The sequence below is a fragment of the Ruegeria sp. AM5 genome (assembly GCF_056540645.1).
The window spans coordinates 242,582-258,170 of record NZ_JBQFXC010000002.1; the positions used below are offsets into that span (position 1 = coordinate 242,582).

Here is a 15,589-nt window from a genome sequence, read left to right on the forward strand (position 1 = left end):
CAAAGGGTTGGCCTAGGCCCGCATCCGCTCAGATTAATTCGTTAATGAACTCTTAACGTATCCTGAACTTCTGACTTGTTACGCAAGTTGGGCCTGAATTCATCGGGCTAATAAAGCCGAAATACTTGGGCTGAAACAACGACAAGATGGGAGTCTGTTTCAAGATGAGTAATGGAACATATGAAGAATTTCGCGACGCTTTGCGTGCATTTGAATCTGGTTGGGATCGAGATCGATACGACGCAGGAATCATTCAGGATTGGCAGCTGAACCAATGGGCCGGAGGGGCCGTTGCTGACTTCTATCCAAGCTATTCCAGCTGGTCTGATCTAAGCAGTGATGAATGGGACGCGATGTCCTATCGCTCGATGAACTCGCTTGGTTTTGTTGGATATCAGTTCGGCGAGGCGCTGTTAATTGACCTCGGGTATTACACCGATGATGTCTATTATGGGAATGGCGCGGCTTCGAACACCTGGGATGGCACATGGACCGGTAAGAACGGGGTGAATTCGCTGGCAGAGTTCACAATCGCCGAAGCGCAGGAGCGCGCGATTCAAGAAGCGTTTGGCTACAATCTTCAAGTCATCGAAACCGGGCTGGGCTATCAGGGAGAGAGCCTGTCGGACTATCTCGGCACGACACGCACTTATCTGGAAAATGGCCAGGCCGTCTCTGTCACGCTCAGTCTCACTGGCATAATGGCCGCCGCGCACCTGCGGGGGGCATGGGGTACGTTGGCTCTGCTTCAGGTTGGAAGTGTATCCACCGATGAATACGGTACTTCGATCCTGCGGTATGTCTCGCAATTCGGCGGTTATGACGCGCCGAGTATCGAAGACGCTATCAAGGTATACACCGACGGTGTCTTGCCCACGGATACAAATGGCGGCACCGATAACGGGAATACGTCGCCGCCCGTTGTCCCACCGGTTATACATCCGGAACCCACGGAACCGACCGGCAACGGGACTGCTGACACCACAGAAGATACTGCGGATGTGGTGATTAACTGGGCTTGGGGCACGAATGCAACGATCCCGGATTTCGACCCTACGACCGATACGATCTTCATCGCATGGGTCGGTGCGGACGCGTTGGAGGTTGCCGAGGTTGATGGCGCGGTTGTGTTCTCGATCCCGTCCAATAACCAGGCCACGACCCTCAGCGGTGTGACACTTGCTGAGCTGAGCCCGGCAAACTTCACTATTCTGGACAATACCGCCGCAGCTGAAGTGCTTGGGCTGATAGGCACTGATGGTTCAATGCCGACCAGCGGTGGCGATGGTGGCGGAGATGGTGGTGGCGGTGGCCATAGCCACCAACATATGCACATCATGCTGGGCCTTGCCAGCGATGCACAGACGGTCGAAGGCTTCCTGCCCGCGATGGGAGATGTCATTGAAATCGGACCGGACATTGGGGCCGATAACTTCTCGATTTTCGAAGAGAGTGGGGACGCTCTGGGGCAGACCGTTAGAATTGAGCTGACCTCGGGCAATGTAACCAAGCAGATCGTATTCACTGGCTTTGGCCTGTCCGATCTTTCGCTCAGCAATTTCTCTATCACGGATCAGACGGTGTTGAACGAAGTGTCCACAGCTTTGGGGCAAGTTATCGTCTCGCCGAGAGACGGAGAGGGCTATGATGTCAGTTATGATGCAGACGGGTCAAACCCGCCCGCGATCACCGGCAATACAGACACGGGCGGGGTGAAATACCGGGCCGATAGCAACGCTGACGACATAACCGGATTCCGCCCCGGTGTGGACGAGTTGGACTTTGGCGGTACGTCGGTTCACGGCATGATCGTCACCAAATCCAAGGCCGGCGAGATTGTTATCGACAGCCCATGGTCGGACGCGGCGCAAATCGTGCAAGGTGTCACCTTCCAGGACGTGACCATCGACAGCTTTGGTGTGGTCGGCAACGAACACCTCCGTCAGGATATGGGCGGCGTTCTTAGTTGGGAGCAGGGCGTAGGACCTCGCGATGCTGACACAGTCTATGTTCGCAGCCACGAATATGGCGTGCACGAAGTTATTGACGGCTTTGATCCTTCAACGATGAAGATCAGCTTTCTGTATTTCGGAACCCGCGAGCGGCTTAGCGTCGAGGACAGTGGCGATGGTCTGGTGATCTCATCCTTGCCGACCGGACAAAGCATCACGCTGACCGGCGTGACCAAGGCTGACCTGATCCCGGGTCTGGTCGAATTCCATTTTGATCAGGTGATGGAAGACAATCTCGAGGTACCATTTGGCTTTGACCAGAACGATGTGACGTTGGTTGATCGCACCATACTGCTGACCCCACAGGCTCCTGTCGGGGCGACGACAGACGGTTATCAGACACGGGTCGGAGATCTGACAGGGGGATCGACCCAACCAGATATCGGTAGTGGAACCAACGAACCCGGAAACAGCCAAACCCCAGGAGTTGTGACCTTCGGCGCTGAAGCGGATGTGGCAGAGCTTACCTGGAACTGGGGGGTAAAGACCCAGATTATCGGTTTTAATGCCGATGAAGATATCATCGATTTCAACGCTTTGAGCGAAAGCGATGTGTCGGTCACCGAAATTGATGGCGATCTTATCTTTGAAGTTATCGGAAATGGCGGCCATACCGTTACACTTCAGGATGTTCAGGCCGAGGATCTGGATCTTGGCAACCTGACGGCTGATGACTGGAACAGTGTTGCCGAAGCAGAAAGCGCCCTGACAGACCAACTTGAAGCGCTCGGCATGTCCATCGCCTGAGGCACTCCAATAAGTGGTTCCCGGTCTGCGCTAGGCCGGGAACGAAAACAAACACATGAAAATCGATGGGCACTGGCCTCGTTTCCGGTTCGGTTCCGTGATCAAGCCATGCGACCATAATATTAATGCTCGGATCGCTTGCGCTAGGTTCTCGTGGCTGGCTTTTTTATCGTTTTTCCTTCCGGCTCTACTTAAACAGTACTCCAATAGGCTGCCGGGCGGAGCGTTTAGCATATCAATTTGCTGAGCCAAACTAATCGGATGTCTTTGACAGAAATTGGCCACCGCTGCAGAGTCGGGTTGCAGGCGTTTCCAGTGCGGAAGAAACCCATGATCGCAACCGTTAGAAGTGTGAATCCGATTAAAGCCTTCTTTTTGTTCGTTTTGTCCTTCGCTTGTTTTTGCGCTACAAGCGCTTTGTCCCAAAACTCAGTGCCGCAAGTCGTTCTAACGGATGAGATCGTCCAGCGCATAGAAACACAGCGCGCAGCCGATCAGGTGTTCGCGGCTGACTATCAGGCAATGATTGACAGTGCAGAAGCGCATTTGCAGTCGCCTACAATTGTTGAGGCAGTTCGGAATGGAGATGGTCAGCTTCACGAAGCTTTTCGTGGATTTGGACAACGTCCGGTCGAACGCCTCACCACACTGGCTTTGGCTTGGCGATTGACCGGTGACAGTCGCTATGCCGATCGCGCCAGAACCGAGCTCTTGCAGTTTTCGGAACTGGAAACATGGCAGCCCGCACACTTTCTGGGATTAAGCCGTGTCACATTGGCGGTGTCGCTCGGATACAGTTGGATTAGTGACAATCTGGACGAAGAGGATCATCAGACTATTCGATCGGCACTTGTTGAGAAGGGGCTGAAAGAAGCCGCAAAAATCTACGATCTGGATACGCTCTATTATGATAAGGGTTGGATCGCCCCCCAACGCTGGGTGAACCCAGTGTCTGTTCCCGCGTCGCTTCCTGATGGGACGGCTACCGCAGATATCGCCTGGCCCGTTGCTTCCTTCAACTGGAACATCGTTTGCAATGCAGGAATGATCGTCGCTGCTCTGGTTGTGTCAGAAACAGAACCGGAACTGGCTGATAATATTATTGAGCAGGCTCAGGTTTCACTTAGAAATGGGTTGGCAATGTTTGCTCCGGATGGTGCATGGCCAGAAGGACCGATGTACGGGGCTTTGTCCGCCCGGGACGCGGCAGTATCGTTTGATGCGCTTGTTTCCGTCCTCGGGCACGATTTTGATCTTTCGCGAATGGTAGGTTTGGAGGAATTCGGGGAGTTTCTGATCCATGCGTCTGGACCAACTGGCATGCTGTTTAACTTTGGAGACAGCGATACAAGCACTGACCTTGTTGTGTTGACCTGGTTGGCGTCGCGGTTCAATCGCCCGGGCTACGACATTAAAATGAATAGCAAAATGCGGTCTTCCCATCCAGCATTCGAGCTGATCTGGCAGCAGCGACGCAATAGTGAACCAATCACTGCCCGATCAACATCCTATTGGTCTGGAGGGCTTGGGATCGTAACCATGCGGTCTGGTTGGAATGACCCTACGGCCAGCTATATCGGCCTCAAGGCTGGGCCGCTTAGCAGCCATCACAATGACCTTGATGCGGGCACCTTTGTGCTTGAAGCCGACGGTGTACGTTGGGGGGTGGATCTTGGGCTCGGAAATTACCAATTGCCCGGCTACTTTACTGACAAACGTTTTGACTATTATCGAACGGCCACGATCGGGCAGAATACACTGACCTTTGACATGGCAAATCAAATCGAAACGGGGCGGGCCTATGTTGAGGAGTTGGCGCAGTTTCCAGGTTTCGATTTTGCAATCGCCGATCTTTCAGACGCCTATGGAAAGCCCAAGGGAACGGTCAGACGAGGCATAGCTCTTGTCGATGGAACGACAGTGTTGGTTCAGGACGAAATTAGCCCTGATCAACGGGGGCGGGCGGCGTGGGCAATGCATACCGAAGCGCAGGTAACAGTTGATGGCTCCAAGGCCACGTTGCGTCAGGATGGGAAAGAACTAACCGCGCGCATACTGTCGCCGCCAAACGCCACCTTCTCTCAACTTTCAGCCAATCCTTGCGAAACGGCATTCAATTCTGAATGTGCGATGCAGAATCCGAATTCAAGCGTTACACGGCTCATGATCCAACTTGATCTTGATGAAAGCGACAAGCGTGAAACCATTGTCGTTACTTTTGAACCTGACGCACAGGCCGCAAACAAGCCGGTCATCCCGTTAGGTGAGTGGCGACTGAACGCGACCCTCTCGAACGATGTTGAAAAAAAGCACATTGATCGGTTGCCTGCTGAAAACTCACGATAGGTTTGGGTCAAACTTGAACGACCTCAACCCTGGCTTTAGGCGATGCTAGGTGCGCTCAAGGAATGTAGTACGCACCAGAAGTCGCACTATGTTTGGAAACGAATTGAAGACGGCACCCTAGCGCCTGAGACAGCGCATGGCGACCTTCAGATACGATAGACTCCGCTGCAAATTGTCTGGCTGACCCGATCCAAATTTTTAAACCTATACAGCTTCGTGCTCACCACTGCTTAGATATCGGCGCAGGGTTACGCCAAGCCCAAACACAGCTACATCCCCCAGAACCGAGATCGCGCGATGCGCGATCGCAGCGCTTAGACCGACTCCTTGATCAGTGAAAAGGCCAAGTCCGAGAGCAATAATTCCATCTCGAATACCGATACCACCGGGTGCGCCTGGCATCAGGAAACCGATGACCCAGGCTGTTGAAAAGATTGCGATGCATTGCAATATACCGGCACCACCCTGAGGGTAGATCGCCCGTGCGACACACCAAAGTGACAAACCCAGCATCAAAAAGTTGAAGCTATGCAGAAACAACAGGATCAGGCATTTTGAAAATGTAAGTTTCGGTTTTCCCGCTTTGCGCCAAATCACAATCTGGCCAATCATTATGCAGGCCAGAATTCCGAAGAAGATGATTGTCATCTGTCCATCGAGCCAGGATCCTGGAAGGTCTGCAATTACTGCGGCGACAAGATCGGGCATGGTCAGGAGCACAATTCCGACGACCAGAGCACCGCTGGCGAGCAGAAAACCGATCTCGAGCAACAGAGATGACGCAATAATTGCGGATGGCACTCCATCACTCCGTGCGAGGGCGAAACGTCCCAAAAGGTGGGCAACATTGCCGGGGATGTATTTCCCGATCTGCGATACCATTAATTGACTTTCAGCGCGTGTGCGCGTTAGGGCAACGTCATAGATGTTTAGCGTCACCCCCCAAGCCACAGCACCTACGAGCTGCGACAGCACATAAAGGGTAAACCCACCTAGCAGTGCATAACGGGCGCGGCCTGACCCGAGGTCGAGCACTGCAATGTCTCCTGCGTGTCGAACCAGAATGATTCCGATGAAGATCAGGGCAGCAGCGGTGCCGATATAGCGCAGGGCGGTAGCCATGTGTTTACGTTTTGCGCGCCACTACAAGAAAACCATTTCCAAATTCGGTGTTAAGGAACGGGCGTTGTAGCTGGAAAAAAAGCCGCATGACCGTGACTGCGGGTATGGAAGAAAACACAGGCCAGAAGCGCCGCTCAATGGAACGATCGCTACCGCTCTCGTTGGTAAGGTCGTTCGCTGTTTTACCAGATTTGGCGTTGGTTTCTAATATCTGTCCATAGGCCCGAGCACGCCAATACTCCATAATATTGGCCAAAGGAAAACCGTAGCACTCAACAGTTTCGACGGTGAAGCCGGCGTCCTGAACCGAATGTACTAAAAGTTCTTTACTGTAGCGTCGAACATGCCCTGCCCAAACGTCGGCCGCATTCCAGCGGGATGGGTGCGCAGGCGTCGACAAGATCATTGTTCCACCGGGTTTCAGATAAGTTTGCCATTCTCTCATGGCCTCAATATCTTGCTCCAAGTGCTCAATCACTTCAAATGACATGATCAGGTCGAAGGAGTTTTTCCAGTCCGGGTCAAGCTCGGCAAAGAGTGTCATAGGGCTGGCTTGAGTGTTGAGTTTATCTGCCAGTTCAAGGGCCTGCTGCGAACGATCTACGCCATAAGCTTCAAAACCCTGTTCTGCCAGTTCTGACAATAGCGCAGCCGGTCCGCACCCGATGTCAAGCACTCTGCAAGGCATCAGATTTTTGAGATGCCGCATAACCCGATCACGCCTTAGAAGATACCGCGGCGCGGGCACCCAATTGGATTGCGGCAGGGCCGGGCCAAAGTGCCTGTGATAGATGGCAGAAGCACTATGCTCTGCGGAATTAATGGCGGTATCAGTCATGTCGACCACAGTTTTATCCGGCTTGAGGTGCACAATGAAACAAGTATCCGCAAAGAGTCCGCGCGATCTCATGCGGCTGGGCCATTTTCAGTTTGTCTTCAGGCATTACCGGATAGCCCTCGTGCCTCAATTCAGCGATGGCATCCAGCAGCGCTTCGGGATTTGAATGAGGGATAAGCTTCACCCCGAGAGCTTCGGTGCCGAAAGTTTCGATCATGGCAGGCGAGCTCCGGGTGATCACTGAACGCCCTGACAACAGCGCCTGATAAACCTTGTTCGGCACCACTGACGCAGCCTTGCCAGAGGCGCCAAAAATGCCGAGGCAAATGTCGGCATTTGAAATTGCCTCGGTCAGTTCCTCATAGGGAACCCACTTCTGCCAGGAGATATGCTTATGCTCCGCATCCACCAGAGCTGTCTCGAGCAATAGGCGCTCTTGCCCGGTGCCAATCAGGTGCCAATTGATATCGCGACCTCGACCCGAGGTAGCTGCCGTCAATATCGTTTTAAGCCCATGCAGCGGGATGAGCTGTCCATAAAACAACACTCTAGTGGGACCGTCGTGGCGCGCAGGAGGAGGCAGACGCTGGAAGGATCCCGGCTCAGCTCCCACCGGCACTGCTCCAATCCTGGATTCAGGCAAATTGAAGATCCGTGCAATATGCTCGGCATGCGCCTTCGTATCGAGCAAGACATGATGCGCTGCCCGGCAGGCCAGCCATTCAGTGACCCAAAGCATCCGGCCCGGCAGTGACTTGGCCCCAACCATACTTCGATCGTTAACGACAGTGTCGTAAAGCGAAAGGAACATGTCCCAGGTGATCTGCCGCCGACGTAGCAGGGCAAAGGGCCACAACACCAATGTATCGAGCGCGCCAAGATAGGGAACCATCACTGCATCATGACGAGGCGCACGCAAATAATGCAGGATCAGAAGCGGATAGGCCAAGAGCGCGCTGAACAACACTCGGATCATTACAGCCATGTTCAACTGGCTTTTATCCGCGTGTTTGGGCCAAATCTCTGCGTGGATTTCAATTACTTCTACGCCGAGCTCTTGCAATCCAGTTCGGAGAATTCGAGTACGCGGTTTGCTGAGATCATATGTTCCCCAAAAAATCACCCGCTTGTTGCCGGGCTCAGATGGTATCGGAGTGGTGCTGACCACCGGAGGGGAAAGAGGCATATCGGCATTCATGGCGAAAGCATCCGGAAGCCGGTATAAACCTCTCGATCCAAGCTTTCTGGCGCAACCGGAGCCACACCAGTATCCCAGATCAGCCTGACAGCAACACGTTTCGGTCCGTTGATTGTTACTGCCTTGGCCCCAATGCTAAGAATGTCTCCAGATGCGACGGCACTTGTATCAATCTGTACTGGCTGGCTGGTTTCGACCCGATACCTCCCGGGGAACGGAAGTGCCAATTCAACCGGTTCGCCGGTCAGCGTCATTGATCCTCCGGCAAGCCAAATCGATCCCGAATAGTGCACATATGACTCGCGTAATATCTTGTGGTCCTCAGGCAGCAGCACAGGCTCGGCTCCATTGGCCGAACTTGGGTCCATCGTCAGCGTCAGAGCAGTTTTGTTGGCGATAAGTAGAGGTGGCTGCTGTTCTGCGATGATTCTGGCAAATACGGGCTGGCCCGCCGCCTGATAGCGTGCAACGCCCCAGCCTGACATGAAGAAACCAGGATTCGGGAAACTTGCGATCATGTGGCTGTCATCAATATAGGCGACCTGATCTGGGAACAGGCGATGAATTTCCGCAATCGTGGCGCGTTGGTTTCCTGCACGATCTTGCAGTGCTAGGGCTGCCTGGACAAAAAGCCCCGCAAGCATCACCATCACCAGTTGTGCCGAGCGTCGTGATGATCCAAGCCTCTGTGCTCCGATCGCGACGGCTACCATCAGGAGTGGGGTAGCGAAGGGGTAAAAATAGACAAAGGCATTGCGATAGATCACCACCGAGAGGAGCGGTGCAGCAAAGAGCGCAATCAACAGAACCCGCCGAGCATTCCGACCGGCACACAGTCCGATCCCCACAAGAATGATCTGTGGGAGACTGAGCATAGCCCAACTCATGAATTCAGTTGATCGTGGGAATATGCCGCTTCTTAAAAGCGTCGTATTCAGCGCGTCCTTTGCATTGTTTGCCGTCTGGTTGCCTTCGGCGACGCGGAGGCCAGACGCATGCCAGAGGTAGAATGACACGCAAATGCCAGCCGCCAAGATACCCGTGATAATGATGCGCCGTACCGCTATCCGATCTTCGATCCTCCATATCAGCACGGCCAGAAATGCGGGCAGATAGAGTGCCGATTTGATCGTAACCAGTACGGCCAGAGCGCTCAGAAGCGCTGCCGCCAGTGTTTGCCAGACAGACAGGCGCGTGGTCAGCAAGATTGCAATCGAAGAAGTCAGTAACGCCGCAGCAATGGGATCGGCACGGAAACTGGCGCCATAGGCCAAAACGTAGCCCGAAGTCAGGAAACCCAGAGCAGCGATATCGGCAAATCGCTGTTCGGTAAAATACAGGGCGATACGGTGCACAGAAATTGTGGTCAGCCCGACGCATGCAACCATCACAAGCCGGGCTGCAAATATCTGTTCCATCTCATGACCCGGCAGCGCATCGAGCCATGTGAAACCATGCACGAAGAAGGTCTGCATTGGACGGTCCAATCGACCGTCGAGGAAGGCATGGACATGTGACAGGAAATAGAATTCGTCCCAATTCACATTGTGAGTATACGCCAGCACCAGCATAAACACGAAGACAACGACAATGCTCGCTCGTACCACTCGATCAAGAGTGATAGCCCCTACCAATCCGGCGTTTCGCTGATCGCCTAGCGCCGGATTATCCATTCTCTACCGCCCTGACCGGGTCGAGGGAAATTACTTCAGTAGGTCTAATCGGCGCGCGCAGCAACTCTCGGGCCCGGATGTCTTCCAGCAGACTACGGTTGGTGGCGATAAGATCGGCCAGGATACCAACGGCGAACAGTATCGTGGCCATTGCCAGCAGCACACCGGACAGAACCAGCGACTGAACATGCCCGGCCCCCCCGTCTGTCGCGTAATAATAGAGAAATCGCCCAACCCCGATTAAGCCAGGCAAGGCGAATACTGCCGAAAGCGTCAGGAAGAACTTCAATGGCGCGTAGATCACAAAAACGCGCAGAATAGTTCTTGCTGAGCGGGTGACATACTCTCCGATACCTCTGAACAGACGAGACGGGCGTGTTACCTTGTTGACCCGAACAGGCACCGAGGTCATCGGGATATGTTTGCGTCCGGCCTGAATGATGGTTTCCAGAGTGTAGGTATAAGTGTTGACAACACAGAGTCGGGCAGCGGCATCTCGGGAATAGGCGCGAAATCCGCTGGGCGCATCAGGGATTTCTGACTTGCTAGCCAGTCGCACGACCCAACTGCCCAGCCGTTGAAGGGTTTTCTTCAACGGCGAGAAGCCCTCGATCTCTCTGATCGGGCGAGCGCCGACCACGATTTGTGCCTTACGCTTCAGTATCGGATCAATCAGGGCCGGAATGTCGTCAGCGCAATACTGATTGTCTGCATCGGTGTTGACGATCACATCCGCGCCCAATGAAAGTGCATACTCGATGCCGGCACTGAACGCACGGGCGAGGCCGACATGGCTGCTCATTTCCAGAACGTGATCAGCTTTGGCGTTCCAGGCGACTTCAACGGTCCGATCGGTGGAGCCGTCGTCGATGACCAGTACTTCAACTTTACTGACGCCAGGAATCGATCGGGGAATTGCCGCGATCGCTTCGGCAAGGGTTTCCTCCTCGTTAAGCGCCGGTATTTGGACGACAAGCATCATGATCATGCCACATTGATAACTATTGAGTGCAATTACATTTTATTTTGGGACAAAATTGTGTCCAAAAGGGGTAATTGTTGAGCCATCTGAAACGGTTGAAACGCTCATTTGAAACAATTCGTATGAATACTCGATGGTTGGTGCGTCATCGGTGTCGACCGAAAACTGCGTTACTCTAAATCCGTGAATTGCGACCAGCCGTCTTTCTTCTCAAATCAACTTGACGCTGTAAATCGCTTCGAGCGATCAAGAGATCAACTCATTGGGGCCGATCAGTTTTACTCACGCCCGGCCTGGAAAATCCATTCTGTGTGAGGGTTCGCCTTCACGTCTTCCAACATTTTTAAGACCTCGGCTTTCCATCCAGCTTTGATCTTTAAAGCCAGTTGAGACGGCGGCCGGTGGTTGGGTTCTAGGATCGCGTATTCATATCTGAGCGGTTTCTTGAATGGCAAAAAAGCGACCTTTCCGTCGGACAGGTTCAATTCTTGCTCGGTCACGACGGTCAGCGGATCAACGATGCTGCAACATTGCCCGGAGCTGACGAAGGGGATGAGGGGCTGAAAATACTGGCAGGTCACCGTGGGATTGTACGCAGCACCGACCTCCTCGAATTCCTGCCGGATTTTGCGCTGGAATGGGTGTGACGCATGCAAGCCGCCCATGGGCGTATCGTTCAGATCAGACAGTGTCAGGCTCTTACGCGAAGCAAGTGGGTGGGTGCGGTCAATGGCACAGAAGCAATCTGCTTTGATTAGTTCGGCAGAGTACTGCGGTTCTTTGCCCGCTGAATGTTCGAAATCAGCAAATCCGAAGTCGATGTTCTGGGTCCCTGCAAGCTCCATAATCTGAGGTGAACTGCGGGTGGAAAGAGTGATGCGAATATCGGGGTTTTCTCCGACCGACTGGCTGATGAAACGCGGGAACAAAAAGGCGGACGGTCCGGGCATCGTTGCGATGTTCAGGCTGCCTGCATGCCCTTTGATCAACCCTTCCATTGTGCTGGAGATGGTGGCGAGACGGTCCAGAATGCCTGTGGTTTCGGCCAGAAGGTAGTGCGCTTCAGGAACCGGAACCAGGCGTCTTCCCTTGCGTTCAAACAGGGTCAGTCCCAGCGTTTTTTCCAAGTTTTTCAACGCAAGGCTAATCGCCGGCTGAGTGCGATTCAGTTTCTTGGCAGTTTGCGAGATAGAGCCGGTCTCCATCACTTCGCGAAACACTGTGAGCTGCATAAGGTTCATGGTGAATGTATAAATAAAACCTTAGTTTTGTGAAGTATAAAAAATTTGCATTTATGCGAATCGTCTCTACGCTGAGAAGATCGAATTCGGGAAAACCGAATCCAGCGATCCAACAACGGAGATGATTATGAAATTCGTGAAATGTTTGACCGGACTGGCCTTGGCAGGCGCGCTTGCCGCCCCTGCGCTGGCGCAGGATCCAACATTCTTCCGCATCGGGACCGGTGGCGCAGGCGGAACCTACTTCCCCATCGGCGGCACCATCGCCAACGGAATTTCCGCCCCTCCGGGATCGCGTCCATGTGAAGAAGGCGGCCAATGTGGCGTTCCGGGCCTGATCGCGATTGCGCAATCCACAACAGCGTCTGTATTCAACAACGCCGCCGTGCAGAATGGTGAGCTTGAGGCCGGTCTGGCCGCGGCTGATGTGACCCGATCGATGTATCTGGGTGAAGGCAAGTTCGAGGGTAAACCTCATCCCAACCTCCGCATCGTTGCAAATCTGTTCCCCGAGGACCTGCATCTCGTGCTGCCCGCCGGTCAGACGATCAACGACCTGGGCGATCTGGAAGGCAAACGCGTCGGTATCGCACAGGCCGGATCGGGTACGCAGGTTGCTGTTCTGCAGATGCTCGACGCCTGGGGTGTAAACCGCGACAATATGGATGAAGCCGAACTGAACAACAGTCAAAGCGCCGAGCGTTTGGCTGACGGTCAGTTAGACGCCTATTTCTACGCTGCGGGCTGGCCAGTTGCCGCGATGGTACAACTGTCGTCAACCAAAGGCATGAACCTGCATTCGTTCAGCGATGAAGATCTGGCCAAGATCAACGAGATCATTCCGGCCTATATTCCTTCGGCCATTCCGGGTGGTGTCTATGAAGGCATAGACGCGGAAACCAAGACCCCTGCGGTCAGTGCTATGCTGGTTGTGTCCTCGGATCTGTCCGAAGATATTGTATATCAGCTGACCAAAGCCCTGTGGAACGACAACACCCGCAAGCTACTGGACAACGGCCATGCCAAGGGTAAGCAGATCACGCCCGATACCGCGCTGGACGGTGTAGAGGCATTGGGTGTTCCACTGCATCCGGGTGCCGAGAAGTTCTACAAAGAAGCCGGACTTCTTCAGTAAACGTAACAGACTGAACTGTATCGTCGGTGCCCCTATGTGGGGCACCGCACACTGGAACTATGCGAAATCAGGAGGCCATCATGTCCGGGACCCAGAAACTTGATGACCACGAATTGACAGCCGAGGAACTAGCGGCCATCGAGGAACAGTTCGATGAAGGTGCCGCCGTCCGGCAGGTGACGCCTACCACAGGAAAAGTTCTCCGTGTTGTGGCCCTGATTTTAGCGTTCTACGAATTCTTCACGGCCGGATTCGGCCTGCCCGCAGACCACTGGCACATGGGCATCTACCTCGCCCTGCTGTTCATTCTGGTCTACGCCACAATCCCGATTGTCGGGGCCAAAAGCCTTTATGCCCTTAAGGTCAGCCGGTTCCGCATCGGTAACATCCCGCTCTATGATCTGGTTTTCATGGCGCTTGGCATCATTGCCGCGCTTTATGTCGGCGTCGCCTGGCGCGGCATTCCGTTCCTTGGGATCGAGGAACAGACGTTCCGGATGGGCAACCCCAACAACTATGATGTGTTTCTGGGCGTCGTCATCATCCTTTTGGTGCTGGACATTGCGCGGCGCACGCTGGGCTGGGTGCTGCCCCTTATCATCTGTGTTTTCATCTCATACGCCCTGCTGGGGCCGTACTTCCCCGGACTGCTGCAGCATCCCGGCGTGAATTTCAAAACCTTCGTATCGTCGATGTATTTTCCGCAGGAAGGTATCTACGGCGTCACGCTCTGGGTGGTTTCGACTATCGTCTTTCACTTTGTTTTGTTCGGCGTCATCGCGCAACGCACCGGTCTGGGGCAGCTGTTCATCGACAACGCGACTATACTTGCGGGCCGTTATACTGGCGGTCCGGCAAAGGTATCAGTGGTGTCCTCGGCTTTCTTTGGCACGATCTCGGGCTCATCGGTGGCCAACACCGTATCGACTGGTGCGCTGACCATCCCCAATATGAAACGCCTCGGATACCCGGGCCATTTTGCGGGCGGGGTTGAGGCTGCGTCTTCTGCTGGCGGCCAGATCACTCCGCCGATCATGGGCGCTGCGGCCTTCATCATGGCCGAGTTCCTAGAGGTCCCCTACACCACCATTGTGATCGCGGCCATTTTCCCGGCGATCCTGCACTATGTAGGTGTGTTCGCCGTGGTGCACCTGATGGCGCGCAAGCTGAACCTGAAAGGTCTGGCGAAAGAGCAACTGCCGCAACTCAAAGCCGTATGGGCGGAAGGTTGGGCCAATATCGTGCCGCTGATCGGTCTGCTGGTGGTGCTGTTTACGGGCTACACGCCATTCATGTCCGCTTTCTGCGGTATTTCGCTAGCGGTCATCGCTGGCATGTCGCGGATCAAACAGCCACCAACGCTGATCTATGCCGCGGCTTTCCTGGCTTTTGTGCTTTGGAAATTCTCAGATGGCGGTTTCGACCTGACGATGACCGCAATCCTCTGTGGCCTGTCGGTTATTGCCACGCTGAATCCACAGAAACGGATTGAAGTGCCCGAGATGCTGCAGGCGGTCGAACTGGGCGTAAAGTACTCGCTGGCCGTTGGTGCCGCAGCGGCTGCGGTTGGCATCGTGGTCGGAGTGATCAACACCACTGGCATCGGCTTTCGCATTGGCTTCATGGTGACACAGGGCGCGGGCAATCTGGCGTCAGATCTCTACAACATGATCTCGTTCGGCAGCTTCCAGCTGTTTGCCATGGAAGACCTGCAGCTTTTCATCTCGCTGGTCTTCATCGCCATCGTCTGTATCCTGATGGGCGCAGGTATCCCGACCACAGCGTTGTACATCATGCTGGTATCGGTCGCACAGCCTGCTTTGGCGCAGCTCGGCGTTCCTCCCATCGCCAGCCACCTGTTCGTGCTCTATTACGGCGTGGTGTCAGAAATCACACCCCCGGTCTGTACGTCGGCCTACGCGGCTGCTGCAATTGCCAACTCGAATCCGTTCCGCACTGGCCTGTCGGCATTCACTCTTGGATTGGGCAAGGTGATTGCGCCGATGGCTTTCGTATATGCGCCAGTTCTGCTGTTCGTATCCTCAACCGGCTTCAATTTCTGGGAGTTCACTTACACCGCCGCCAGCTGTATCGCCGGGGTCATCGCCCTGTCGGCTGCGGTTGTGGGCTACTGGCTGAAACCGATGAATGTTGCGGCGCGGATTCTGATGGCCCTTGCGGGGATTATCTTTGTCGCGCCCAGCCTGACGGCAGACCTGATCGCGCTGGCCGTTGCCTCGCCTGTCATCGTCACCCAATTGATCGCGCGCAACCGCAGTCAATCTCCGGCCTGAA

10 protein-coding genes are annotated in these 15,589 nt (G+C 54.3%); 4 read left to right on the plus strand and 6 right to left on the minus strand.

Features of this window, described 5'->3' with window-relative positions; genetic code table 11:
* Window positions 1–164: 164 nt before the first annotated feature.
* Window positions 165–2,759, plus strand: a complete 2,595-nt coding sequence (locus tag ACR0AH_RS07045; protein ID WP_480591052.1) for a hypothetical protein — start codon at window positions 165–167, stop codon at window positions 2,757–2,759.
* A 432-nt stretch (window positions 2,760–3,191) separates the two neighbouring features.
* Complete coding sequence (locus ACR0AH_RS07050; protein ID WP_480591054.1) at window positions 3,192–5,105, plus strand: heparinase II/III domain-containing protein; 1,914 nt, start codon at window positions 3,192–3,194, stop codon at window positions 5,103–5,105.
* Window positions 5,106–5,309: 204 nt separating this feature from the next.
* On the opposite strand, the gene ACR0AH_RS07055 is transcribed toward ACR0AH_RS07050, so the two are convergent.
* From ACR0AH_RS07055 to ACR0AH_RS07080, 6 genes are all read right to left on the minus strand, one after another.
* On the minus strand, window positions 5,310–6,227 hold the full coding sequence (locus ACR0AH_RS07055; protein WP_480591056.1) for a hypothetical protein: 918 nt from the start codon (window positions 6,225–6,227) through the stop codon (window positions 5,310–5,312).
* A gap of 4 nt (window positions 6,228–6,231) precedes the next feature.
* Window positions 6,232–7,065, minus strand: a complete 834-nt coding sequence (locus ACR0AH_RS07060) for a class I SAM-dependent methyltransferase (RefSeq protein WP_170509141.1) — start codon at window positions 7,063–7,065, stop codon at window positions 6,232–6,234.
* A gap of 13 nt (window positions 7,066–7,078) precedes the next feature.
* On the minus strand, window positions 7,079–8,050 hold the full coding sequence (locus ACR0AH_RS07065; protein WP_170625646.1) for a glycosyltransferase: 972 nt from the start codon (window positions 8,048–8,050) through the stop codon (window positions 7,079–7,081).
* Window positions 8,051–8,259: 209 nt separating this feature from the next.
* Window positions 8,260–9,936, minus strand: a complete 1,677-nt coding sequence (locus ACR0AH_RS07070) for a glycosyltransferase family protein (protein ID WP_170732653.1) — start codon at window positions 9,934–9,936, stop codon at window positions 8,260–8,262.
* Complete coding sequence (locus ACR0AH_RS07075; RefSeq protein WP_480444193.1) at window positions 9,929–10,915, minus strand: glycosyltransferase family 2 protein; 987 nt, start codon at window positions 10,913–10,915, stop codon at window positions 9,929–9,931. The genes ACR0AH_RS07070 and ACR0AH_RS07075 overlap by 8 nt, the downstream gene beginning before the upstream one ends.
* Before the next feature lie 281 nt (window positions 10,916–11,196).
* Entirely contained in the window at window positions 11,197–12,159 is a 963-nt protein-coding gene (locus ACR0AH_RS07080) for a LysR family transcriptional regulator (RefSeq protein WP_170635776.1), read from the minus strand.
* A gap of 127 nt (window positions 12,160–12,286) precedes the next feature.
* On the opposite strand from ACR0AH_RS07080, the gene ACR0AH_RS07085 reads away from it, so the two are divergent.
* Entirely contained in the window at window positions 12,287–13,294 is a 1,008-nt protein-coding gene (locus ACR0AH_RS07085; protein WP_480591059.1) for a TAXI family TRAP transporter solute-binding subunit, read from the plus strand.
* 80 nt (window positions 13,295–13,374) lie between these two features.
* Complete coding sequence (locus ACR0AH_RS07090) at window positions 13,375–15,588, plus strand: TRAP transporter permease (RefSeq protein WP_480591061.1); 2,214 nt, start codon at window positions 13,375–13,377, stop codon at window positions 15,586–15,588.
* Window position 15,589 lies beyond the last annotated feature (1 nt).